Origin of the sequence: Neopararhizobium haloflavum, assembly GCF_002750855.1 — a bacterium.
GTDB classification, from domain to species: Bacteria; Pseudomonadota; Alphaproteobacteria; order Rhizobiales; family Rhizobiaceae; genus Georhizobium; species Georhizobium haloflavum.
The window spans coordinates 296695-318102 of sequence record NZ_NWUC01000006.1 but is presented as its reverse complement, the minus strand read 5'-3'; the positions used below and the strand labels follow the sequence as shown (position 1 = coordinate 318102).

16 protein-coding genes are annotated in these 21408 nt (G+C 64.2%); 8 read left to right on the top strand and 8 right to left on the bottom strand.

Going from position 1 to position 21408, the window contains the following annotated elements:
- Window positions 1-190: 190 nt before the first annotated feature.
- The 3 genes from CN673_RS14960 to CN673_RS14950 all read right to left on the bottom strand — a co-directional run bounded on the left by CN673_RS14960 (window position 191) and on the right by CN673_RS14950 (window position 3688).
- The gene (locus tag CN673_RS14960; RefSeq protein ID WP_099867221.1) at window positions 191-1099 is read right to left on the bottom strand and encodes a transglutaminase-like domain-containing protein; all 909 of its coding nucleotides are present in this window, start codon (window positions 1097-1099) and stop codon (window positions 191-193) included.
- 96 nt (window positions 1100-1195) lie between these two features.
- Complete coding sequence (locus CN673_RS14955) at window positions 1196-1942, bottom strand: sulfite exporter TauE/SafE family protein (RefSeq protein ID WP_099867145.1); 747 nt, start codon at window positions 1940-1942, stop codon at window positions 1196-1198.
- A 39-nt stretch (window positions 1943-1981) separates the two neighbouring features.
- Window positions 1982-3688 (bottom strand): thiamine pyrophosphate-requiring protein, encoded by a 1707-nt coding sequence (locus tag CN673_RS14950; protein WP_245409923.1) that lies wholly within the window; start codon window positions 3686-3688, stop codon window positions 1982-1984.
- A gap of 230 nt (window positions 3689-3918) precedes the next feature.
- Between CN673_RS14950 and CN673_RS14945 the strand changes: the two genes are divergently transcribed.
- The 6 genes from CN673_RS14945 (at window position 3919) to CN673_RS14920 (ending at window position 11872) form a co-directional block, all read left to right on the top strand.
- On the top strand, window positions 3919-4875 hold the full coding sequence (locus tag CN673_RS14945) for a TAXI family TRAP transporter solute-binding subunit (protein ID WP_099867220.1): 957 nt from the start codon (window positions 3919-3921) through the stop codon (window positions 4873-4875).
- A gap of 8 nt (window positions 4876-4883) precedes the next feature.
- Window positions 4884-6827 (top strand): TRAP transporter permease, encoded by a 1944-nt coding sequence (locus CN673_RS14940; protein WP_099867143.1) that lies wholly within the window; start codon window positions 4884-4886, stop codon window positions 6825-6827.
- Window positions 6824-7597: an IclR family transcriptional regulator gene (locus tag CN673_RS14935; RefSeq protein WP_099867142.1), complete on the top strand. Its 774-nt coding sequence runs from the start codon at window positions 6824-6826 to the stop codon at window positions 7595-7597. Before CN673_RS14940 ends, CN673_RS14935 begins: the two co-directional genes overlap by 4 nt.
- Window positions 7598-7674: 77 nt before the next feature.
- Window positions 7675-8691: an amidohydrolase family protein gene (locus CN673_RS14930; protein WP_099867219.1), complete on the top strand. Its 1017-nt coding sequence runs from the start codon at window positions 7675-7677 to the stop codon at window positions 8689-8691.
- A 12-nt stretch (window positions 8692-8703) separates the two neighbouring features.
- Window positions 8704-10140 (top strand): aldehyde dehydrogenase family protein, encoded by a 1437-nt coding sequence (locus CN673_RS14925; protein ID WP_099867218.1) that lies wholly within the window; start codon window positions 8704-8706, stop codon window positions 10138-10140.
- A gap of 133 nt (window positions 10141-10273) precedes the next feature.
- Window positions 10274-11872 (top strand): FAD-dependent monooxygenase, encoded by a 1599-nt coding sequence (locus CN673_RS14920; protein ID WP_099867141.1) that lies wholly within the window; start codon window positions 10274-10276, stop codon window positions 11870-11872.
- On the opposite strand, the gene CN673_RS14915 is transcribed toward CN673_RS14920, so the two are convergent.
- The 5 genes from CN673_RS14915 to CN673_RS14900 all read right to left on the bottom strand — a co-directional run bounded on the left by CN673_RS14915 (window position 11866) and on the right by CN673_RS14900 (window position 16819).
- Window positions 11866-12690 (bottom strand): universal stress protein, encoded by an 825-nt coding sequence (locus CN673_RS14915; protein ID WP_157928907.1) that lies wholly within the window; start codon window positions 12688-12690, stop codon window positions 11866-11868. The two genes, CN673_RS14920 and CN673_RS14915, sit on opposite strands and share 7 nt — an antisense overlap.
- A gap of 20 nt (window positions 12691-12710) precedes the next feature.
- Window positions 12711-13067, bottom strand: coding sequence for a DUF1476 domain-containing protein (locus CN673_RS14910; RefSeq protein WP_099867139.1), 357 nt, complete (start codon window positions 13065-13067; stop codon window positions 12711-12713).
- A gap of 100 nt (window positions 13068-13167) precedes the next feature.
- A complete protein-coding gene (locus CN673_RS20930; protein ID WP_157928906.1) occupies window positions 13168-13386 on the bottom strand; it encodes a hypothetical protein in 219 nt (72 codons plus the stop codon).
- Between the two features lie 125 nt (window positions 13387-13511).
- A complete protein-coding gene (gene gyrB / locus CN673_RS14905; RefSeq protein WP_099867138.1) occupies window positions 13512-15959 on the bottom strand; it encodes a DNA topoisomerase (ATP-hydrolyzing) subunit B in 2448 nt (815 codons plus the stop codon).
- A gap of 164 nt (window positions 15960-16123) precedes the next feature.
- Window positions 16124-16819, bottom strand: a complete 696-nt coding sequence (locus CN673_RS14900) for a helix-turn-helix transcriptional regulator (RefSeq protein ID WP_198586008.1) — start codon at window positions 16817-16819, stop codon at window positions 16124-16126.
- 229 nt (window positions 16820-17048) lie between these two features.
- On the opposite strand from CN673_RS14900, the gene CN673_RS14895 reads away from it, so the two are divergent.
- Together CN673_RS14895 and CN673_RS14890 are read left to right on the top strand one after the other, a co-directional pair.
- On the top strand, window positions 17049-19112 hold the full coding sequence (locus tag CN673_RS14895) for a hydantoinase/oxoprolinase N-terminal domain-containing protein (protein ID WP_099867136.1): 2064 nt from the start codon (window positions 17049-17051) through the stop codon (window positions 19110-19112).
- Window positions 19113-19230: 118 nt separating this feature from the next.
- On the top strand, window positions 19231-21396 hold the full coding sequence (locus CN673_RS14890) for a malate synthase G (RefSeq protein WP_099867135.1): 2166 nt from the start codon (window positions 19231-19233) through the stop codon (window positions 21394-21396).
- Window positions 21397-21408 lie beyond the last annotated feature (12 nt).

The following is a 21408-nucleotide window of genomic DNA, read 5'->3' as shown; positions in this document are numbered from 1 at the left end:
GACGCAACGCCGCGCTCACTCCGTCCCCGAAACCGTTCGGCCGTGTGGCCGCTTACCTGCCGCAACCATACGTTTGGGGCCCGGAAGCGGCAAGAACGGAGCGCATGAAATTGGCGTGAAGGCTTCTCGGTCGCGCCATAGTGACGCAACTTTGCACCATTTTAGCGATATATTCTGTCACTTTCCGTGATCAGGCAGAAAGCTCGCCTCGTGCATGTCGGGCCCAGAAAGGGCTGTGCCACGGCTCGATCAACGAGTGCTTGTGCGTGGCGCGCCCGATCTCAGCAACCTTGCTACTGGCCTCGTAGGTCCAGACGTTGAACATGTCCAACTGGTGCTGACCGAAGGTGTGAAAGAGCGGGATATCGGCCGCGTCGCGGCCTCTGGCCACGACGATGCGCCCAATACGGCGGGCATTGTGCCGCGCATCGAACGTGTACCACCGACCGCCGATGAAGGCTTCGAACCAGGCATTGAAGTCCATCGGCGCCGGGTCGGCCGGAACGCCGATGTCGCCCATGAACCCGTTGACGTAACGCGCGGGAATGTTGAGGCAGCGACAGAGTGCGACCGCCAGATGGGCGAAATCGCGGCAAACGCCGGTGCGCTCGTCATGCGCCTGGCATGCCGTGCGGGTTGCGCGGGCATAGCCGTAGCTGAATGTCAGACGTTCGTGGACATAGTCACAGATCGCCTGGACACGCGCCCAACCGGGCTCGACGTCGCCGAAGCGCTTCCAGGCGAAATCCGACAGGTGCTCGGTCTCGCAATAGCGGCTGGGCAAGAGGTAGACGAGGGTATCAACCGGGAGCGCATTGACCGGAACCTCGGCGGCAGCGATGTCCATGCGGTCGACCAGACCCGTGTCCTCCACCAACGCGTCATAGCGCATCTCGAAGCGGCCCTCCGGCACGAGACAGCGTCGGCAATCATTTCCGTGGACATCCCGGTAGCGCTCGAAACGTACCTCCCGGTTTGCCACCAGGCCCGTCTCCTGGATGATGTCTCCGCGCCTGTCGGGGTGGATCGACAGGTAGGTCGTCATGGGTGTCGGTTGCGGGCAGTTCAATCCAATCTCGAATCCGACCCTGATCAGCATGATCATTCTCCCGCGTTGTCGATGAGCTTCAAACAGGCGGTAGAGGCGTTCGTTCCCGTGGGATGAAAATTTGATACGGATCGTTATCCGGCGCTTCTAGAGAGCCGAAACGGACTCGATCAGGAGCTTGATCGCGAGGGCTGCCAGAAGCGTCAGCATGATCTTGTCAAAGGTGTCGCGCGAAAGCCGGCGAGCGAGTAGCGCGCCGACCGGCATGAAGGCGAGGATCGGCAGCACGGCCAAGAGACTGAGCCCCAGCATCATGGGCGTTACCAGCCCATACCAGGCGAGCAGGACGACCTGCATGAGGGTTATCGTGCAGAAGAAGACGGAGATCGTCGCCATGAAGGTGCGGCGGGCAAGCCGCATGGAGTTGAGGAAGGAAAGCGAAACGGGCGCAGAAAGGCCCGAGGCACCCTGGAGCATGCCGCCGAGAAAGCCGAGCGGCGCGGCTAGGCGGACACCGAGGCTATAGGGCACCACCCAGTCGGGCCGGAAGAAGCGAAAGCCGATGTAGGCGAAGACGGCAAGGGCCATGATGATGGACAGCGCCTCGCGCGACAGCGACGCCAGGATGAAGGTTCCAGGGATCATGCCGAGCGCGCCGAACCCCGCCATCAGCGGCACGAAGGGATGGGCCAGCCGGTCCTTGCGGCATTGCCAGGCCTGCATGAAGTTCGGCAGGAAGTTCGGCATCACCATGATGACGACCGCGGTCTGGACATCGAACATCATGGCCAGCGCCGGTATGGCAAGGATCGGCGCACCGGCGCCGGTCGCTCCCTTCAGGATGCCTCCGGCGGCCAGGCAGGCAACGGCGATCGCGATCTGCGTATAGTCCATCGCCTACCGATCTCCGATCCGCAGGGTCATATCAAGCGATCAATGGGCATCGGAGATCGCGATCCTCAGTTCGAGCATCGCCTGACGTCTCTCCTCCCGGATGACCTTGAGCGCACGCTGAAGCGCGGCGGGCAGATCGCGGCCATGCTCGACACGCTCGACGTGGGCGCGGCTTGCGGCGGCGATCTGCGTATAGTCGGGCGCGGGCTCAAGCGAGGTGAGCGGCATGGCGTTGGCGCGCGCAGCCGCGCCCTTCGGATAGCTGTTGACCACCGAGCGGCGCACTGCGTTCCAGATGCCATTGTTCTTGACGATCGTGAGGATCGGCAGTTCCAGCGCCTCGGCGATCTGATGGCAGGCGACCGGATTGGCGAACATGTAGGAGCCGTCACCGATGCAGGCGATCGTCAGCCGGTCCCGATCGGCGAGTTGGGCGCCAAGGGCCGCCGGCATGCCCCAGCCAAGGCCGCCGGAATGCGGATTGGAGAAGACACGGTTGGCGTGTTTGATGTCCATGGCGCCGGGAACCACTCCGAGTTCGCCGAAAAGGACGGCCTTGTCGTCCATGATGTCGGAGAGGCACTTGCTCATCCACTCGGCCGACATCGGCCCTTCACAGCCGGCTTCGGCCGTCTCGCGCGCGGTCTGGCGGCGCGCACCGGACCGGCGTTCAATCACGGCGCGGCGGGCATCGTCGGGACGCGGGTCGCCAAGCGCCGCATCGAGCGCCTCAAGCGCGGCTGCAGGATCACTGACGATCGCCAGGTCGCACTGATAGCCACGCACCGGCATGCGGGCGAATTGCGGATCCGAACCGACATGGATTATCTTCGTCGACGGGTCCGGGCGGTGCAGCGTCTCCATCCATGGCACACCGCTGTCGAGGACAAGCACGACATCCGCCTCGGCCAGCGGCTCCTTGACCTGATAGCCGAGAAACATCGGATCGGCCGAGGGCATGACGTTGCGAATGCTGAAGGGCTCGACGACGGCGATGGCATGACGTCCGGCAAGGGTGCGCAGCGCGGCGGCGGCGCGGCCCTCAGGGTCGGAGCGCTGGCAAAGGATCAACGGGTTTTTCGCGCCCCGCAGCCAGGCAGCCGCCTCGGCGATGGCGTCGGGGTCGGGGAAGGCCCGGCTCGATGCGCTCTGCCTCGATGCCGGACGCTCCATCGAAGCGGGGATTTCCTCCATCAGCGGCTCGCGCGGCAGGCTGAGATAGACCGGGCCGCGCGGCTCGCTCATCGCCAATGTCGCGGCGCGGGCGACAAGCATCTCGCCCTGCTCGCCATAGCGCATCTCGTAGTGAAACTTTGTGACGTCGCTGACGATCGAGGCCTGGTCGTACATTTCCTGGCCGTACTGGATGGGCGTGACGCGTGAGCCCGGCCGACCGTGTTCCGTGACGGGGGTGCGCCCGGAAAGGACGAGCACCGGAATGTTGTCGCTGGCGGCGTTGATCACCCCCATCGCCGCATTGGCGAGGCCGACATTGACGTGCACCATGGTCGCTTGCGGCCGGCCGGTGACGAGGTAGTAGCCATGCGCCATGGCGACGCCCGCCGTTTCGTGCGGGATGGTGACCGGCACGGGGATCTCGGTCGCATCAAGCGTTGCCATCGCCTCGATGATCGGCGGGAAATCCGTCCCGGCATTGGCGAAGAGATAGTCGACGCCACTGCGCTTGAGGCCGAGCAGCACCGCCTCGGCTCCGTTGCCCGCTCTCGTCGGTGTTTGAGATTCCACAAGCGCCTCCATCGATTCCTCCCGCCTGGTCGTGCATGATGAGCAAAGTGAGCCGCGAGGGCCGCCGCTAGAATTGACGCTGCTCGTCATGGTCAGGTTTTCGTGTTGACGTAAAAATGCGCTTGTAAATTGATGCAATGCAAGGGCAAGATGAACAATAATCTCATTTTAAGGGATTTGTGATCGCTCGCATGATGGAGACAGACGAGCGTCATCCAGAGGAGGAAAGAATGAAGCATGCACTGTCCACACTGATCCTGGCGGCCAGCGTCGCCTTTACCGGCCCGGCGTTCGCGCAGGCCGTCGGCATCGCGACATCCAATCCCGGATCGCTCTTTCACAACATCGGCACGGCCGTCGCCAACGCGGCGAACGAGGCTGGCCTCAACGCGACCATCCAGCCGGCCACGAGCCCGAACCAGTACATTCCGCTCGTCGGGTCTGGCGGCATCGAGTTCGGCGCGGCGAACCTGCAGGAAGTGAACTACGCGCTCGAAGGAAGGGAATGGTTCGAAGGCGCGGCGAGCCCCGACCTTCGCATCGTCGGCGTGATCATGCCGCTCGTGGAAGCGATTTTCGTGCGCGCCGATTCCGACATCCAGACGATCGCGGACCTTGAAGGACAGCCGATGGTCGACGGCTATACGGCGCAGAACACCATCCTGCCGCAGCTCGACGCGATGTATGCCACGGCCGGGCTGACGCGCGACGACATGGAGCCCGTCGAGGTGGCCAGCGTCGTTGCCGGGGCGGATGCGTTCATTGCCGGCGATGCGGTCGGCTTCATTTTTGCGCATGGCGCCGGCAAGGTCCGCGAGGCCGACGCGGCCGTCGGCGGGCTGCGCGCGCTGCCGATCGAGGAAAACGAGGAAAACCTGGCAACCATCCGCGAGCATTGGCCGGTCGGCTTCTTCGCCACCATGGAGCCCGGCCCCAACGCGCCGGGCGTGACCGAAACCTCGACCTTCTTTGCCTACCCGCAGGTCATCTTCACCCATGCAGGCGTGCCTGACGACGTGGTCTACGAAATGACAAAGGTCCTTTACGAAGGCAAGGACGAGATGGCAGCGACGTTCGCGCCGTTCAACGCGTTCAACCCGGACGACCTGGCCGGCGACATCGGGGTTTCGGAATTCCACCCCGGTGCGCTGCGCTTCTTCGAGGAAGCCGGCCTGCTGAACGAGTGATCGCATAAATGTCCGCACCGTCTGAAGGGAAGCCCGGATCCGGGCTTCCCGCCACCATCTGGCGCCCCATTGTCGAAGTGCTAGCGGTGTGCCTCACCGTGATTGCAATCGGCTGGTCGATCAACCTGCCGCGCACCTTCGGCATGTCGTTCTATCCGCAACAGATGCTGGCGGCGATCCTCGCCTTCACGCTGCCCATCGCCTTTCTCATGCTGCCGGCGCGGCAGAACACCGAGCGCCTCACCGTCCCGTGGTACGACTGCCTCGCCGCGCTCGTCTCTTTCCTCGCCGCCGCCTACGTCACCTACAACTATCCATCGGTCGTCAACCTCATCTTCGCGATGCCACCGTCCGCCTACGTGCCGGGCGTCATCATCGTCGCGCTCCTGCTGGAAGCGGTGCGGCGGGCGACCGGATGGGCGCTCGTCATCATCATCGCCGTTTTCCTGCTCTATGGGCTCTTCGGCGACATGTTTCCGGGCCGGCTGGCCGGGCGCGCCCAGGACTGGAAGATGCTCTCGGGCTACATGGCCTTCGATTCCAACGGCATTCTCGGCCTGCCGATGGCGACCGCCGCGACGATCGTCGTCGCCTTCATCCTTTTCGGCAACCTTCTGGCGGCAACCGGCGGCTCGAAATTCTTCACCGACGGCGCTCTGCTCGGCATGGGGCGCTTCCGCGGCGGCTCGATGAAAATCGCCGTCGTCGCGTCGGGCCTGTTCGGCTCGATCTCGGGATCGGCGGTCGCAAACGTCGTCGCCACCGGCGTCGTCACCATTCCGATGATCAAACGCGACGGCTATCCCGCGCACAAGGCCGGCGCGATCGAGGCAGTCGCCTCGACCGGCGGCCAGCTGATGCCGCCCGTGATGGGCGCGGCGGCCTTCCTGATGGCGGAGTTCCTGCAGGTTCCCTATTCAGAAGTGGTGCTGGCGGCGCTTGTTCCGTCGATCCTCTATTATGTCGCGCTCTTCATCCAGGCCGACCTCGATGCGGCGCGGCTCGGCATCGCGCGGGTCCCGAAATCAGCGATCCCCGACCGGCGGATCGTGCTCGGAGGATGGCATTTCATTCTCGCATTCGTCGTGCTGATCTACGCTCTCTTCACGCTCGGCTGGCAACCGGAGCGGGCAGCGCTCGCAGCCTCCCTGACGGTGATCGCGACGTCGCTGGTCTTCGGTTACGAAGCGGTGCGACCGGGCATCAAGGCGCTGCTGCAGACCATTCCCGGCACGGGCAAGGCGGTCGTCGAGATCCTCCTGATCTCGGCAGCTGCCGGCATCGTCATCGGCGTTCTCAACGTCACCGGCCTGAGCTTCAACCTCACCTATGTGCTGGTGCAGATCGGCGGCGGCAGCCAGGTGGTTCTGCTGGTCCTTTCGGCGCTCGTGTGCATCGTGCTCGGCATGGGCCTTCCGACGCTTGGCGTCTATGTGCTTCTGGCTGCCCTGGTCGCGCCGGCGCTGATCGAAGTCGGCATCGAGCCGATGGCGGCGCATCTCTACATTCTCTATTTCGGCATGATGTCGATGATCACGCCGCCGATCGCGATCGCCGCCTTCGCCGCAGCCAGCATCGCGCGCGCTTCGGCCATGGCGACCGGCTTCGCCGCGGTCAAGTTCGGCTGGTCGGCTTTCGTCATCCCGTTCCTGTTCGTCTTCTCGCCGACACTGATCATGATCGGTCAGCCGGTCGAGATCGCGGTGGCGGTTGTGACGGCGGGGATCGGCGTCTGGTTGATATCGGCCGCGCTGGCCGGTTATTTCGTGGCCAGACTCTCGCCGGCGATGCGCGGTCTCTTCATCATCGCGGGGCTTCTGGCGCTGATTCCGGCCGGGGCATTTCCCGGCGCGGGCGTGACCGACCTCGTCGGCGTCGCGGCCGGGCTTGCCTTGATGGCTTTTGAACTCTATCGAGCAAGAGGGAACGAAGAAAAAGCGGCTTCATCATGAAAGCGACCAACAGTCTCGAGCGCGTTCTGGCGGTCCTGCAGGTATTCACCGAGGATCGGCTGGAGTGGACGCCCGAAGAACTGATGGACGAACTTGGTTACAGCCGGCCGACGCTCTACCGCTATTTGAAGACGCTGAAGGATGCGGGTCTCCTGACCTCAATGCCGAATGCCGGCTTCACGCTGGGGCCGAAGGTCGTCGAGATGGACTACCTCCTGCGCAAGTCCGACCCGCTCGTTCTGGCAGCCGAACCCTATCTCAACAGCCTCAGCGGCGAGTATCCCTGTACGGCGCTTCTGGTCCGCTGGTACGGCAACAAGATTCTTTGCGTCGATTCCCGCTCGTCCGTCGGCACGCCGCAAAGCAGTTACGCACGGGGACGGCCGATGCCGCTTCTGCGCGGCGCGATTGCCCGCTCGATCATCGCTTTCCTCCCGCGCCGCCGGCTTCTGCCGATCCTCGAAGACAATTTCGACGAATTGAAAGCGATCGGCCTCGGCCAAACGGTCGAGGAAATTCAGGTCGCCTTGAAGAAGGTGAAACGGGCCGGCGTGGCGGTGGCGAAGGGCGAGGTCACGCAGGACGTGGTCGGCATCGCGTCGCCCGTTTTCGATTCCGGGCAGAGCCCGATCGCCAGCCTGTGCATCACGATCGCGGCCGGCGGGGTTGATCAGCAGGCGATCGACACGATCAGCGCCGAGGTCCGCCACGCAGCGAGCGAGATCAGCGCGCGGCTTGTGCAACATCGATCTAGAAGCGCTGCACAATAATCTCACTTTGTGAGATCAAAGTTGACTTTCATCCGGGCGACCTCCATTCTTTCGGAAACGAGGAGGATATGCCCGGCATGAAAAAAGTTGATGTTTTCAATCATATCTGGCCGAAACCGTTTTTCGATGCGCTGATCGACCATATCGGCGAGATGACGGACATCACCAAGCGCTCCGGCGCGGTGCCGATGATGACCGATCTCGACCGGCGCTTTGAGGTCATGGACATGTTCGGCGAGGATTACGTTCAGATCCTCTCCCTCGCCTCGCCGCCCCTCGAAAAGCTTGCCGGACCGGAAAAGGCGCAGGAGCTGAGCCGTATCGGCTCCGATGCCATGGCAGAACTCTGCCAGAAGTATCCTGATCGCTTCCCCGGTTTCATCGGAACGGCGCCGATGACCAATCCGGACACGCTGGTCGAGGAATGCCGGCGCGCGGTCGAGGATCTCGGCGCGGTCGGCATGCAGATCTTCACCAACATCGCCGGCAATCCGGTCGATCTTCCAGAATACGAGCCGTTCTTCGAGTATATGGCGAAAGCCGGCAAACCCGTCTGGCTGCATCCGGCGCGCGGCGAAGCCTTTTCCGACTACAAAAACGAAGAGCGTTCGGAATACGAGATCTGGTGGACGTTCGGCTGGCCTTACGAGACATCCGCAGCGATGGCGCGCATGGTCTTCTCGCAGCTTTTCGACAAATATCCCGGCCTGAAGGTCATCACCCACCACGCAGGCGGCATGGTACCCTTCTTCGAAGGCCGCGTCGGCCCCGGCTGGGACCAGATGGGCAAGCGCACGACAGACCGCGACCTTGCCGCCGTGCGCAAGGCGCTGAAGCGCCCGCATCTCGAATATTTCAAGGAGTTCTATGCCGACACGGCGAGCTTCGGATCGCGCAAGGCCATCGAGCACGCCATCGAGTTTTTCGGCGAGGACCGCGTGCTGTTCGCCTCGGACGCACCGTTCGATCCGGAAGGTGGGCCGATGTATATCCGCGAGACGATCAACATCCTCGACAGGCTCGATGTCTCGCAGGACCTCCGGCGCAAGCTCTACCAGGACAACGCGGTCAACTTGCTCGGTCTCAATCTCTGACAGGAGGCGATGATGGCCGCGCGCCACTACATCAACGGCGACTGGATCGACGAAGGTGAGACAAAGGACAGTCTCGACCCCGCCACCGGCAAGGTGCTCGGGCAATACCGGGCCGGCTCGGCAGCGCTCGCCGACCAGGCCGCGGCCGTGGCACGCGAAACCTTCGATACGACGTCCTGGGCCGCCGCGCCGCGGTTGCGTGCCAGTGTCCTTTTCGAGCTGGCCGACCGGCTCGAGGCGGCGCGCGCGGAGTTGACCGATCTCATCGTCGCGGAGAACGGAAAGCTGCGGCGCGAGGCCGCCGGCGAGATGATGGGCGCGATTTCCGAGGCGCGCTACTACGCGGGCCTGGCGCGCACCGTGCTTGGGCGCACGCAGGAAACCGCACCCGGCAACTTCTCCCTGCTGCACCGCGAGCCGGCCGGCGTGGCAGCCGTGATCGTGCCGTGGAACGCACCGGTGACACTGCTCGTGCGCTCGCTTGCACCGGCTATCGCGGCTGGGTGCACCGTGGTCATCAAACCGGCGCCGCAAACGCCGCTCATCCACGAAGTGGTGATGCGGTGCATCGCCGACTGCCCTTCGCTGCCAAAGGGCGTGATCAATTCGGTCAACGAACTGGGCTCAGAGGTGGGCGAGGCGCTTGTCGCCTCTAACGCGGTGGACGTGATCAGCTTCACCGGGTCGAGCGCGACCGGCAAGCGCATCATGGCGGGCGCGGCGCCGACATTGAAGCGGCTTTCGCTCGAGCTCGGTGGCAAGGCCCCTTCCATCGTCTTTCCCGATGCCGACATGGACCAGGCCGTGCGCGAGCTGACCGGCGGTTCGCTCGTCATGGCTGGCCAGATGTGTGTGGCGGCCGCCAGGTTCCTCGTCCACGAAGCCTGCGCGGCCGACTTCATCGCACGGATGAAAGCCTCTTATGCAGCGGTTCGTACCGGTCCCGGAGCCGATCCGGAGAGCCAGATGGGATCGCTGATCGACACCGACAACCGGGACCGTGTTGCGCGCCTCATCGAACAGGCAAGCGACGAAGGAACGATGCTGCTGAAAGGCACCCGGCCGGGCGGGTCACTGACCGATGGCGCTTTCCTGACACCGACCCTGTTCGCCATCGACGACGTCCGCTCGCCACTCGTACAGGAAGAGCTTTTCGGCCCGATCGTCTCCGTCGAGACCTTCGCCGACGAGGCCGAGGCGGTGGCGAAGGCAAACGCCACCCGCTATGGCCTTGCGGCAAGCCTTTTTACTCGCGACCTCAACCGGTCAATGCGGCTGTCGCGGGCCATCCGGGCTGGAACGGTCTGGCTCAACTGTCATACCCGGCTTTTCGCCGAGGGGGAGACCGGTGGCTATCGCCACTCCGGCCTTGGCCGCCTGCACGGGATCGAAGGACTGAACGATTTCCTGGAAACCAAGCACGTCTATCTGGAGGCCGGCACAGTCTGACCATCAAGGGGCTGACCATCAAGGGGCTGACCATCAAGGGGGCTGACCATCAAGGGGGCTGACGATCAGGCGGACCGCTTGCAAAACATGAAGAAAAAGCCGTCCAGCGGCACACTTATCGAACAGGGACAGAATGACAGACAAGCCAGCCGACCGCACCGACGTCATCATTGCCGGCGGCGGGCCAGTGGGCATGGGGTTGGCGATCGAACTCGGTCAGCGTGGCATCCCGGTGACCGTGGTCGAACGCTACGAACAGCCTCAACCGATCCCCAAGGGACAGAACCTCACGCAGCGCACGATGGAGCATTTTCATGCCTGGGGCGCGGAGCAGGAACTGCGCGCGGCCCGGACGATACCGCCTGAATACGGGATTGGAGGTCTGACGGCCTATGGCACGCTGTTGAGCGGCCATCACTATGACTGGCTCAAGCGCCAACTGGTGCGGCCCTACTACTACACCGACAATGAACGTTTGCCGCAATATGCCACCGAGGCCGTGTTGCGCGAACGCGTGGCCTCCCTGGGCAGCGTGACGACGCTTTACGGATACAGCGCGGAAGCGGCGCATCAGGACGGGGACGGCGTGACGCTGACGATCGTGCCGCGAAAGGGCGGTGCATCACAGGTTATCGAGGGCCGCTATCTCGTGGGATGCGACGGCAGCCGCTCGGTCGTGCGTGAACAGGCCGCGATCCCACTGACCCGCTCCGACCACGACAAGCTGATGGTCCTGCTGGTCTTCCGCTCGACGGGATTGCACGAATTGCTGAAACGGTTTCCGGGCAAGTCGTTCTACAACGTGCTGCATCCCGATCTCAAAGGCTACTGGCAGTTCTTCGGGCGGGTGGATCTCGGAAACACCTGGTTTTTCCACGCGCCGGTGCCGGCCGACACGACCGCCGAGAATTTCGATTTCACCGGCTATCTGCACAAGGCCGTCGGCGCCGAATTCGACGTCGCGTTCGAGCATATCGGCTTCTGGGACCTGCGTGTGACCATTGCCGACACGTATAGGCAAGGGCGCATCTTCATTGCCGGCGATGCGGCGCATTCGCATCCGCCCTATGGCGGCTACGGGATCAACACCGGCTTCGAGGATGCGCGCAATCTCGGCTGGAAGCTGGCAGCACGGCTGCAGGGATGGGGCGGCGCAGGACTGCTCGACAGCTATGACGCGGAGCGCCGACCGGTCTTCGCCTCGACGGCCCGCGATTTCATCGAAAAGGCGATCGAGGCGGACAGGGATTTTCTGGAGCGCTTCGATCCCGAGCGCGATCGCGCGGCCTTCGAAACGGAATGGGCAGAGCGTGGCACAGGGGCGACGTCAGAAGTCCAGGCGTTCGAACCGAACTACCGCGGATCGCCCATCGTCATCGGATCGGCGCCAGGTCAGCCAAGCGCCAAGGGCGAGCACAGTTTCGTCGCGCGTGCCGGTCACCACCTGGCGCCGATGCCGCTCTCCGACGGGCGCAATGTTTTCGATGCTTTCGGGCCAGGCTTCACCCTGCTCGCCTTTGGTGCAGGCGAAGAAGCGGCCCGGCTTGCCGGCGCAGCGCAGAAGGCCGGCGTGCCATTGACCGTCGTCGAGGACGATCTTGAGGACGGCCGCGATCGATATGCCTCGCGGCTGGTGCTGGTTCGCCCGGACGCCTTCGTCGCTTTCGCCGGCGACGAACTGCCCGAGGATGTCGAAATGCTTCTCGCCCGGGCGGTCGGCGCCGATCAGTGAGCGATCAGCATCGGCACATCGGTGTGTGAGAGCAGGAAGCTCGTCGCGCCGCCGAAGATCATCTGACGCAGGCGGCTTTGGGTATAGGCCCCCTTGACGATGAGATCGGCGTCCATCTCCTTGGCGTAGCGCAGGATCGCCTCGCCTGGCGCCTGTGCGGCGGGCCGGGTGGCGAGTTCGACCTTCATGCCATGGCGGGCAAGCAGGCGCACCTGATCCGACGCGCTGGGGCCATCGACCTCCCAGCCTTCGAGCGCCAGAACGACCACCCTTTCGGCCTTGAGGAGGATCGGCATCGCGAAAGCGATGGTGCGGGCTGTTTCAGGGCTTCCGTTCCAGGCGATCACCACGCGGCTGCCTATGCTCTCGGCCTTGACCGGCGGCACCAGAAGCACCGGCCGTCCGCTTTCGAAGAGCACCGTCTCGACGGTGGCGATGCGCGGGCCGTCGCGGCTTTGTGCGGGACGGGCAAGCGCGACGAGATCGAACAGCCGAGCGTAGCTCGCGATTCGGCTGTCCTCGCCGAGTTCGCGCACGTTCCATTCATAACCGATTCCGGTATCGCCATAGCGGCCGATCGCGGCCTGCTGCATGTAGCGCTCGAAGGCATTGCGCGCATCGGCAACGAGCTGGCGGCGATTGTCCGGGTCGATATAGTGGGGATCGATCGGGAATTCGGCGGCGATGGTGCGCGAAAGATCAGGCGCCAGCGCGATGCCTTCAATGCAACTGTCGAACATCCGGCCCAGCGCCACGGCACCGTCGAGCACAGTGTCGACCGGATGCGCTTCCGGTATCGGAACGAGGATATTTTTCATACTGGCCGCCCCCATGTCATTCAGTGCCGGCCGGCCGCCATCCTCTGCTCCTCCGCGGGATGGGCTCCGAGCCGCACTATGGCCTCATCGGCGAAGCGATCCATCGCCTGACGCATCGCCTTTTCGTCGACCGCGATCCCGTGCGCCTCAAGATCGGCACGGAGACGGTCGAGAAGCTGCGTGTCGCCGAGACGATTCAACAGACCCAACACCTTGTCATGGATATAAACTTCGGTTTCCTCGCTGGGCAAGCCCATCTGGCGCGCGGCCCATTCCGCCAGCAGCCGCGTGCGCAGCAAGGCCGCGCGAAACTCGATCTCGAGGTCGTGTACATATTTGAGCTCAAAGGCCCGCTCACGGTCATCGAACAGGGTCATTGCGTTGCCCTCTATCGTGAAGCGAAGAAGGCCATTCTAACCCAAGACGGGACAAACGCGAAACGAATAGCGGCGGCGCTCGTGCGCCGCCGGGAGCAGATCAATCCACTGTCGGCGCGGCGCCGGTCGCCGGCTCGTCGGTCGCATCCTCCTGGATGGTGTTCTCGCCCGTCGGCTGTTCGGGATCGCTCGTCTCGCCGAAAAGCGCGGCACCTGCCCAGGCGAGAAGTGCCAGCACGAGCGCGACGATGAGCACCTTGAGCACGGGAACCCCCCTGCTGCCCTGGCGCGCTTCTTGAGGATCCAGTCTCTCTGGCATGACATACTCCGATTGAGCTTTCGCGTGACCTCAGCGGCCCGCGGGAATCGTCCCAACAACGGAATGCCCCGGCGCAAGTTCCTTCCTGCGCAGGTGAATCGTCAAGCCGCGATGCGAATAGCCGCTCAGATATCGAGGTTGGCGACGGTCAGCGCATTATCCTGGATGAATTCGCGGCGCGGCTCGACCTCATCGCCCATCAATCGCGTGAAAAGGCCGTCCGCGTCCACGGCATCGGTGACCTTCACCTGCAGCAAAGAGCGGACATTGGGGTCGAGGGTCGTTTCCCACAACTGCTCGGCGTTCATCTCGCCAAGACCCTTGTAGCGCTGAATGGAAAGACCCTTGCGGCCGATGGCGAAGATGGTGTCGAGCAGCAGGCGGGGGCCGGTCATCGGCGTTGCGTCGTCCTTGCGGCGCAAGGCCGGCGTTGCGCCGTAGATTTCCTTCATTCGCGGCGTCATCTGATCGATATGGCGCGCATCGGCCGAACCGATGAGCGCAGGGTCGATCAGATGCGACTCCTTGACGCCGCGCACGGTGCGCTCAACCCTGATCCCACCGTCCGTGGTGACGGTGCCCGTCCAGCCGCGTTCGGTGTCTTCCGAGATCATGTCGAGGCGCCGGGCGATTTCGTCGGCGGTCGCCTCGGCCCGAGCAGGGTCGGCCGTCAACTCGGGATTGAGCGCGCCGGCGATGGCGGCCTGTTCCACGACGGAACGATCGTAGCGCGAATGGATGCCGTCGATGAGGGAACGCATGCGCAGGGCATCTGTGATGACGGCGCGCAGATCGTTGCCCGTGCGCACCTCGCCGTTGGCGAGTTCCAGCGAGGCATCCTCCAGACCCATCCCGATCAGATAGTCCTCCATCGCCTTCTCGTCCTTGAGGTACTGCGAGGACTTGCCGCGCGTCACCTTATAGAGCGGCGGCTGGGCGATGTAGATGTGGCCGCGCTCGATCAGTTCCGGCATCTGGCGGAAGAAGAAGGTGAGCAGCAGCGTGCGGATGTGGGCGCCGTCGACGTCGGCGTCCGTCATGATGATGATCTTGTGGTAGCGCAGCTTGTCCGGGTTGAACTCGTCCTTGCCGATCCCCGCCCCCAGCGCGGTGATCAGCGTACCGACCTGATCGGACGAGATCATGCGGTCGAAGCGGGCACGCTCGACGTTGAGGATCTTGCCCCGGAGCGGCAGGATCGCCTGGTTCTGGCGCGAGCGCCCGCTCTTTGCCGAGCCGCCAGCGGAGTCGCCCTCGACGATGAAGACTTCGGACTTTGCAGGATCGCGCTCCTGGCAATCGGCGAGCTTGCCAGGCAGCGAGGTGATGTCCAGCGCACCCTTGCGCCGCGTCAGCTCGCGCGCCTTGCGCGCCGCCTCACGGGCCGAAGCGGCTTCGACAACCTTGCCGACGAGGATCCTGGCCTCTGCCGGGTGCTCTTCCAGCCACTGGTTGAGCCCTTCGTTGACCAGGCTTTCGACGACGGGGCGGACCTCCGAGGAGACGAGCTTGTCCTTGGTCTGGGACGAGAATTTCGGATCGGGCACCTTGACCGACAGCACGGCGGTCAGACCCTCGCGGCAATCGTCGCCAGTCAGCGAGACCTTTTCCTTCTTCGTCAGGCCGGAGGTGTCGGCGTAGGACACGATCTGGCGCGTCAGCGCGCCGCGAAAGCCTGCCATGTGCGTGCCGCCGTCGCGCTGGGGAATGTTGTTGGTGAAGGCCAGCACGTTCTCGTGGTAGCTGTCGTTCCACCACATCGCGACCTCTACGGTGATGCCGTCCTTCTCGCCGCTCATAGAGATCGGCGCCGGCACCAGAGATTTCTTGGCGCGGTCGAGATATTTGACGAACGCCTCAAGGCCGCCCTCATACTGCATCTCGACCTGCTTGACGTCGGCGTGGCGCTTGTCGGTCAGGAGGATGTGGACGCCTGAATTGAGGAACGCCAGTTCGCGCAGCCGATGCTCCAGCGTGCCGAAATCGAACTCGGTCATGGTGAAGGTATCGCCCGAGGGCAGGAAGGTGATCTCGGTGCCGGTGTGGTCGCCAGCATCGCCGGTCACGGCCAGCGGCGCGTCGGCGACACCATGGGTGAAGCTCATCTCGTGCCACTTGCCGTTGCGGGCGATCTTCATCTTCAGCGAGACGGACAGGGCGTTGACCACCGAAACGCCGACGCCGTGCAGGCCGCCAGAGACCTTGTAGGAGTTCTGGTCGAACTTCCCACCTGCGTGCAGCTGGGTCATGATGACCTCGGCCGCCGAGACGCCCTCTCCCGCGTGAATATCGGTGGGGATTCCGCGGCCGTTGTCGGTCACCGTGACGGAGCCATCGGGATTGAGCGTGACGGTGACGATGTCGGCATGGCCGGCAAGCGCCTCGTCGATGGCGTTGTCGACCACCTCGTAGACCATATGGTGCAGGCCCGAACCATCGTCGGTGTCGCCGATATACATGCCCGGCCGCTTGCGGACCGCATCGAGGCCCTTGAGGACCTTGATCGATTCGGCTCCGTAATCATCATTGGAGGCGGGTTGCGGCATGGGCTCGTTGGCTGGCGTGTCGCTCATCGGGCGGAAAACTTTCCTGGTGGGAGGCGCGGCAATCCGGACGTTCGGCAAGCGAGTTGTCCGCATCGCTTCGCGGGATCTGCGAATCGCGCGTTCAGTGTCGTCAAGATAGTGATTTTCGCGACGCTCTTCAAATCGGGAGGCGGAGAACGCTGGGGATCATGTCAGCCCAAAAGGCCGCTGCGAAGCGCCACCGCGACGGCCTGGACGCGGTTGGTCGAATTGAGCTTTCCCGAGGCCGTGGTCAGATAGTAATTCACCGTATGCTCGGAGATGCCGATGATCTTGCCGATCTCGAAGCTGGTTTTTCCTTCGGCGGTCCACAACAGGCATTCGCGCTCGCGCACGCTGAGCTTCGGGCGGTCGCCTGCCGCCGCTGCCTGCAACTGAACCAGCCGATCAAAGACATGGATGGAAAGGATTTGCAGCGACGCCATCTCGCTGGCGGACAGCGCATCCCTGTTGCCACTGAACCCGATGGCTCCCGAGCCGAACGCCGGGTCATGGACAGGGAAATAGGCGCCTCGCTCCATTCCATACCGTGTGAACAGGGCAACGGCCTCGTCCTGGCGCCCATCCTCGCGATTGCTGTTGATCGTTGTGTGGTCGAACTGAAAAAAGAGCGCCGAGCGCGCCAACCGCCTGAGGACGGGGCTCGCCAGACCCAATTCGGCCGCATCATAGGCCTGGAACAGCTCGGCCGGCCAGCTGGACAGCAGCGAAATCTCGGCAATCCGCCCCATGCCGAGCGGCGGGACCTTCAGGACAGTGAAATGGGTGAACTCAACAGCACGGGTGCGCTGCCGCAGGTAGCGCAACACATCATAAGGCGATTGCAGTTCATTGATGGTTTCGAGCATATCCCGATCAGCGGATACGCACGCGGCCATCATCTGGATTCCCGTTCAAATTCAAAGCTCTTTTGGTTGGATGCCCCTCGAATGGCCGCCAGAATGGGGCAGGCGGCGGCTGAGGGCAAGTGCGAAAACAGTCGGATGAGCGCATCACCCTTGCCGTAGCGTCAGCAGGGCCTTGCGCAGAGCGCCAAAGTCGCTACCACGAGGGGAGGCAATCTTCCGGTCCGACAGGATGCACGACACGACGTTCCCTGGCCCTGAAGCGGGCGAACCCATATCCCTCGGGCTTGATACGGGCGGCACTTACACCGACGCCGTGCTGCATGGCACACGCTGCGGGGTGCTGGCAAAAGCCAAGGCGCTGACCACACGGCATGATCTTTCGGTCGGCCTTTCGATGGCCGCAGACAGCGTCCTCGCGTCTGCCGGAGTCAGGCCGGAGGCGATCGCCCTCGTTTCTCTCTCGACCACGCTGGCCACCAATGCCCTGGTGGAAGGACAGGCCGGCCGGGTCGGCCTCATCGCCATCGGAATGTCCCAAGCCGATCTGGCGCGCGGTGGGGTCGACAAGGCGCTCGGCGAGGGACCGCTTGTTCTTCTGTCCGGCGGCCATGACGTCCACGGCCAGGAAAGGCCCATCGACCTTACTCCGCTCGACGACGCGGTGGAAGATTTGAAGCGGCGCTGCGACGCGGTCGCCATCGCCGGCTATTTCTCCGTCAGGAATCCGGCGCACGAGATCGCCGTGCGCGACCTTGTCCAGGCGCGCACGGGGTTGCCGACAACCTGCAGCCACGAATTGTCCGCGCGGCTCGGCGGGCCGCGTCGCGCGCTGACGACGGTCCTCAATGCGGGCCTGATCACGATGATCGACCGGCTCCTGAACGCGACGAGAACGTTTCTGGCGGCCCGCGAGATCACGGCGCCGCTGATGGTGGTGCGGGGCGACGGGGCACTGATATCGGCATCGGAAGCGCGCCTGCGGCCGATCGAGACGATCCTTTCCGGGCCAGCGGCCAGCCTGGTCGGCGCCCGGCACCTGACCGGCCTCGATGCGGCGATCGTCTCGGACATCGGTGGAACGACGACGGACGTCGCCATCCTTCAGAACGGCCGACCGAGGCTCGACGACGAGGGTGCCGTCGTCGGCGGCCACCGCACCATGGTCGAAGCGGTGGCGATGCGCACGCACGGGCTGGGCGGCGATTCCGAAGTGCATATCGACGTGTCGGCGCTCACACCCGAGATATCGCTCGGCCCACGGCGCTGCGTGCCCATTTCGCTTGCCGGGCACGCGCACCATTCCATCATCCTCGACACATTGGCGCGGCAACTGCGCCAGGAGACACCGGGGCGACTCGACGGCCGGTTCGCCATGCTGAGCGGCACCGGGGCGACGCGCAGCACGGACCTTGGCGACAAGGAGCAGGCACTGCTCGCCCGTCTGGGCCCCGCGCCCGCGCCGCTGGAGACCGTCCTTTCATCCATGGCCCAGCGCGCGACGCTGGAGCGGCTCGTCCAGCGGGGCATGGCGCAGATCGTCGCCTTTACCCCTTCCGATGCCATGCATGTGCTCGGGCACCAAGGGCAGTGGAATGGGGAGGCCGCCGACCTGGCGGCCCGGCTGATGGCCCGGCGTCGCACAGGCGCGGGGAACCCGATTGCAGCGTCGGCGGAAGCGTTCTCTCGAATGGTAGCGGCGCGGCTTGCCTTGCAATCGGCCCGGGTCGTTCTCGACGCGGCATTGAGCGACGGGGGACCGGACCACCGGGGAGCGCCATTGCCCATCAACGCGATGACGTCTCCGCTCGTGGAACGCGCACTCACAGGGCCGGCCGGTATCGCCCGGTTCTCGATCGCCCTTGATCGTCCGATCATCGCGATCGGGGCGTCGGCCGGCGTTCACTATCCCGCGGTCGCGCCAATGCTGGGCGCAAGGCTGATCGTTCCCGAGCACGCCGACGTCGCCAACGCGGTTGGCGCGGTCGTCGGACAGGTCGAGGTCGAGGCGGAGATGGTGGTGTCCATGCCGGAGGAAGACTGCTTTCTTGTGGGCGGGGTCGGCGAACCGGTGCGCTTTCGCAGCGAGCAGGAAGCCATGGGCCATGCGCGGGAAGTGGCAAGGCGCGAAGCGCTGCGCCGGGCCGAGAAGGCCGGCGCCGAGGCGTCGCGCGTGACACTCACGGAGCGGACCAGCGCGCCGGAGACAGGCGGGCGCCGGCAGTTCGTGGAGGCCACGGTCAAGGCGACGGCGATCGGACGACCGCGGATCGCAACAGGCTCGTCTTTGCCCTGAGGGAACAAATCTTTCGCATTACCTACAGATTGACTGGGAATGCGCGGACCTTAAGTTTGCGGACAACGATCCATCAGCGGCGCGATGCGCCGCCGCACCAATCGATCAGGGAGACAAGATGAGCACCGTCGAAACGCACGGACTGACGATCGACAAGACGCTTTACAGCTTCATCACCGACGAGGCCGTTCCCGGCACGGGCATCGATGCCGACGCTTTTTTCTCCGCGTTGTCGCAAGCCGTTCACGAACTCGGCCCGCAGAACCGCGCGCTGCTTGCCAAGCGGGATGATCTGCAGACCAAGATCGATGCGTGGCACCGGGAAAACGGTGCGCCACAGGATCTGGCCACATACACGGCATTCCTGCGCGATATCGGCTACATCGTGCCGGAAGGTGAGGATTTCAGCGTATCGACGGCCAATGTCGATCCCGAAATCGCCAAGGTGGCCGGACCGCAGCTTGTCGTTCCGGTGATGAACGCCCGCTATGCGCTCAATGCCGCCAATGCCCGGTGGGGCTCGCTCTACGATGCGCTTTACGGCACCGACGCCATTTCCGAGGAAGGCGGCGCCGACAAGGGCAAGGGCTACAACCCCAAGCGCGGCGAGAAGGTGATCGCCTGGGGACGCAATTTCCTCAACGACTCCGCCCCGATCGCCGGCGACTGGCACAACGTTGCAGGCTTCTCGATCGAGGACGGCAAGCTCGTGATCGCGCTTGGCGATGGCGGAACGTCGGCGCTGAAGGACGCAGCGCAGTTCGCCGGCTACCGCGGCGAGCCATTCGCGCCGTCATCGATCCTTCTGTCGAAGAACGGACTGCATGTCGAAATCGTCATCGACCGGCGCAACCCGATCGGTGAAGGCGACCCGGCAGGGATCGCCGACATCGTGCTGGAGTCGGCGCTGACGACCATCCAGGATTGCGAGGATTCGATCGCCGCGGTGGATGCCGACGACAAGGTCGCGGCCTACCGCAACTGGCTCGGCCTCATGCGCGGCGATCTGAAGGACACTTTCGAAAAGGGCGGACAGTCCGTCACGCGCGAACTCAATGACGACCGCGCATACACGGCGCCCGACGACTCGACGCTGACCCTGCCCGGACGTTCGCTGATGCTGGTGCGCAATGTCGGGCACCTGATGACGAACCCGGCGATTCACGATCGCGACGGCAACGAGATTCCCGAAGGGATCATGGACGCCTTCGTCACCGGCCTCATCGCACTGCACGACATCGGCGCGAACGGACGTCGCAAGAACAGCCGCGCGGGCTCGATGTATGTCGTCAAGCCGAAGATGCACGGGCCGGAGGAAGTGGCGTTCGCCAACACGCTGTTCGGCCGCGTCGAAAGCGCGCTCGGCATGGCGCCCAACACGATCAAAATGGGCATCATGGACGAGGAACGGCGCACGACGGTGAACCTCAAGGAGGCAATCCGCGCCGCGAAGGAGCGGGTCGTCTTCATCAATACCGGCTTCCTCGACCGCACCGGCGACGAAATCCACACCTCGATGGAAGCCGGGCCGATGATCCGCAAGGGCGACATGAAGGCTTCGACCTGGATCCAGGCCTACGAGAACTGGAACGTCGACGTCGGCCTTCAATGCGGGCTTGCCGGCCACGCCCAGATCGGCAAGGGCATGTGGGCCATGCCCGACCTGATGGCGGCGATGCTGGAACAGAAGATCGGCCACCCGAAGGCCGGGGCGAACACGGCATGGGTGCCCTCTCCGACCGCTGCGACGCTGCACGCGACGCACTACCACACGGTCGATGTCGCCGCGGTGCAGGCAGACCTCAAGTCGCGCGAACGGGCCCGGCTGGACGAGATCCTGTCCATCCCGGTCGCCGAGCGGCCGAACTGGACGCCGGAGGACATTCAGCGCGAACTCGACAACAACGCACAGGGTATCCTCGGCTACGTCGTGCGCTGGGTGGACCAGGGCGTCGGCTGCTCCAAGGTGCCGGACATCAACGATGTCGGACTGATGGAAGATCGCGCCACGCTGCGCATCTCCGCGCAGCACATGGCGAACTGGCTGCACCACGGCGTCGTGACCGAGGCGCAAATCGTCGAGACGATGAAGAAGATGGCCAAGGTGGTCGACCAGCAGAACGCCGGCGACACCGCCTATCGTGCGATGTCGGCCGACTTCGATGGCTCCATCGCCTTCCAGGCAGCCCTCGATCTCGTGCTGAAGGGCCGCGAGCAGCCGTCCGGCTACACCGAACCGGTGCTGCACCGCCGACGGCTGGAACTGAAGGCCGCGACCGCCTGACCCCAAGGCCAC

Bases quoted from the DNA above. Each gene is read 5' to 3' on its own strand.
- CN673_RS14960 (WP_099867221.1), bottom strand. From the start codon at position 1,099: ATGCTGATCAGGGTCGGATTCGAGATTGGATTGAACTGCCCGCAACCG.
- CN673_RS14955 (WP_099867145.1), bottom strand. From the start codon at position 1,942: ATGGACTATACGCAGATCGCGATCGCCGTTGCCTGCCTGGCCGCCGGA.
- CN673_RS14945 (WP_099867220.1), top strand. From the start codon at position 3,919: ATGAAGCATGCACTGTCCACACTGATCCTGGCGGCCAGCGTCGCCTTT.
- CN673_RS14940 (WP_099867143.1), top strand. From the start codon at position 4,884: ATGTCCGCACCGTCTGAAGGGAAGCCCGGATCCGGGCTTCCCGCCACC.
- CN673_RS14935 (WP_099867142.1), top strand. From the start codon at position 6,824: ATGAAAGCGACCAACAGTCTCGAGCGCGTTCTGGCGGTCCTGCAGGTA.
- CN673_RS14930 (WP_099867219.1), top strand. From the start codon at position 7,675: ATGAAAAAAGTTGATGTTTTCAATCATATCTGGCCGAAACCGTTTTTC.
- CN673_RS14925 (WP_099867218.1), top strand. From the start codon at position 8,704: ATGGCCGCGCGCCACTACATCAACGGCGACTGGATCGACGAAGGTGAG.
- CN673_RS14920 (WP_099867141.1), top strand. From the start codon at position 10,274: ATGACAGACAAGCCAGCCGACCGCACCGACGTCATCATTGCCGGCGGC.
- CN673_RS14915 (WP_157928907.1), bottom strand. From the start codon at position 12,690: ATGAAAAATATCCTCGTTCCGATACCGGAAGCGCATCCGGTCGACACT.
- CN673_RS14910 (WP_099867139.1), bottom strand. From the start codon at position 13,067: ATGACCCTGTTCGATGACCGTGAGCGGGCCTTTGAGCTCAAATATGTA.
- CN673_RS20930 (WP_157928906.1), bottom strand. From the start codon at position 13,386: ATGCCAGAGAGACTGGATCCTCAAGAAGCGCGCCAGGGCAGCAGGGGG.
- gyrB (WP_099867138.1), bottom strand. From the start codon at position 15,959: ATGAGCGACACGCCAGCCAACGAGCCCATGCCGCAACCCGCCTCCAAT.
- CN673_RS14900 (WP_198586008.1), bottom strand. From the start codon at position 16,819: ATGCTCGAAACCATCAATGAACTGCAATCGCCTTATGATGTGTTGCGC.
- CN673_RS14895 (WP_099867136.1), top strand. From the start codon at position 17,049: ATGCACGACACGACGTTCCCTGGCCCTGAAGCGGGCGAACCCATATCC.
- CN673_RS14890 (WP_099867135.1), top strand. From the start codon at position 19,231: ATGAGCACCGTCGAAACGCACGGACTGACGATCGACAAGACGCTTTAC.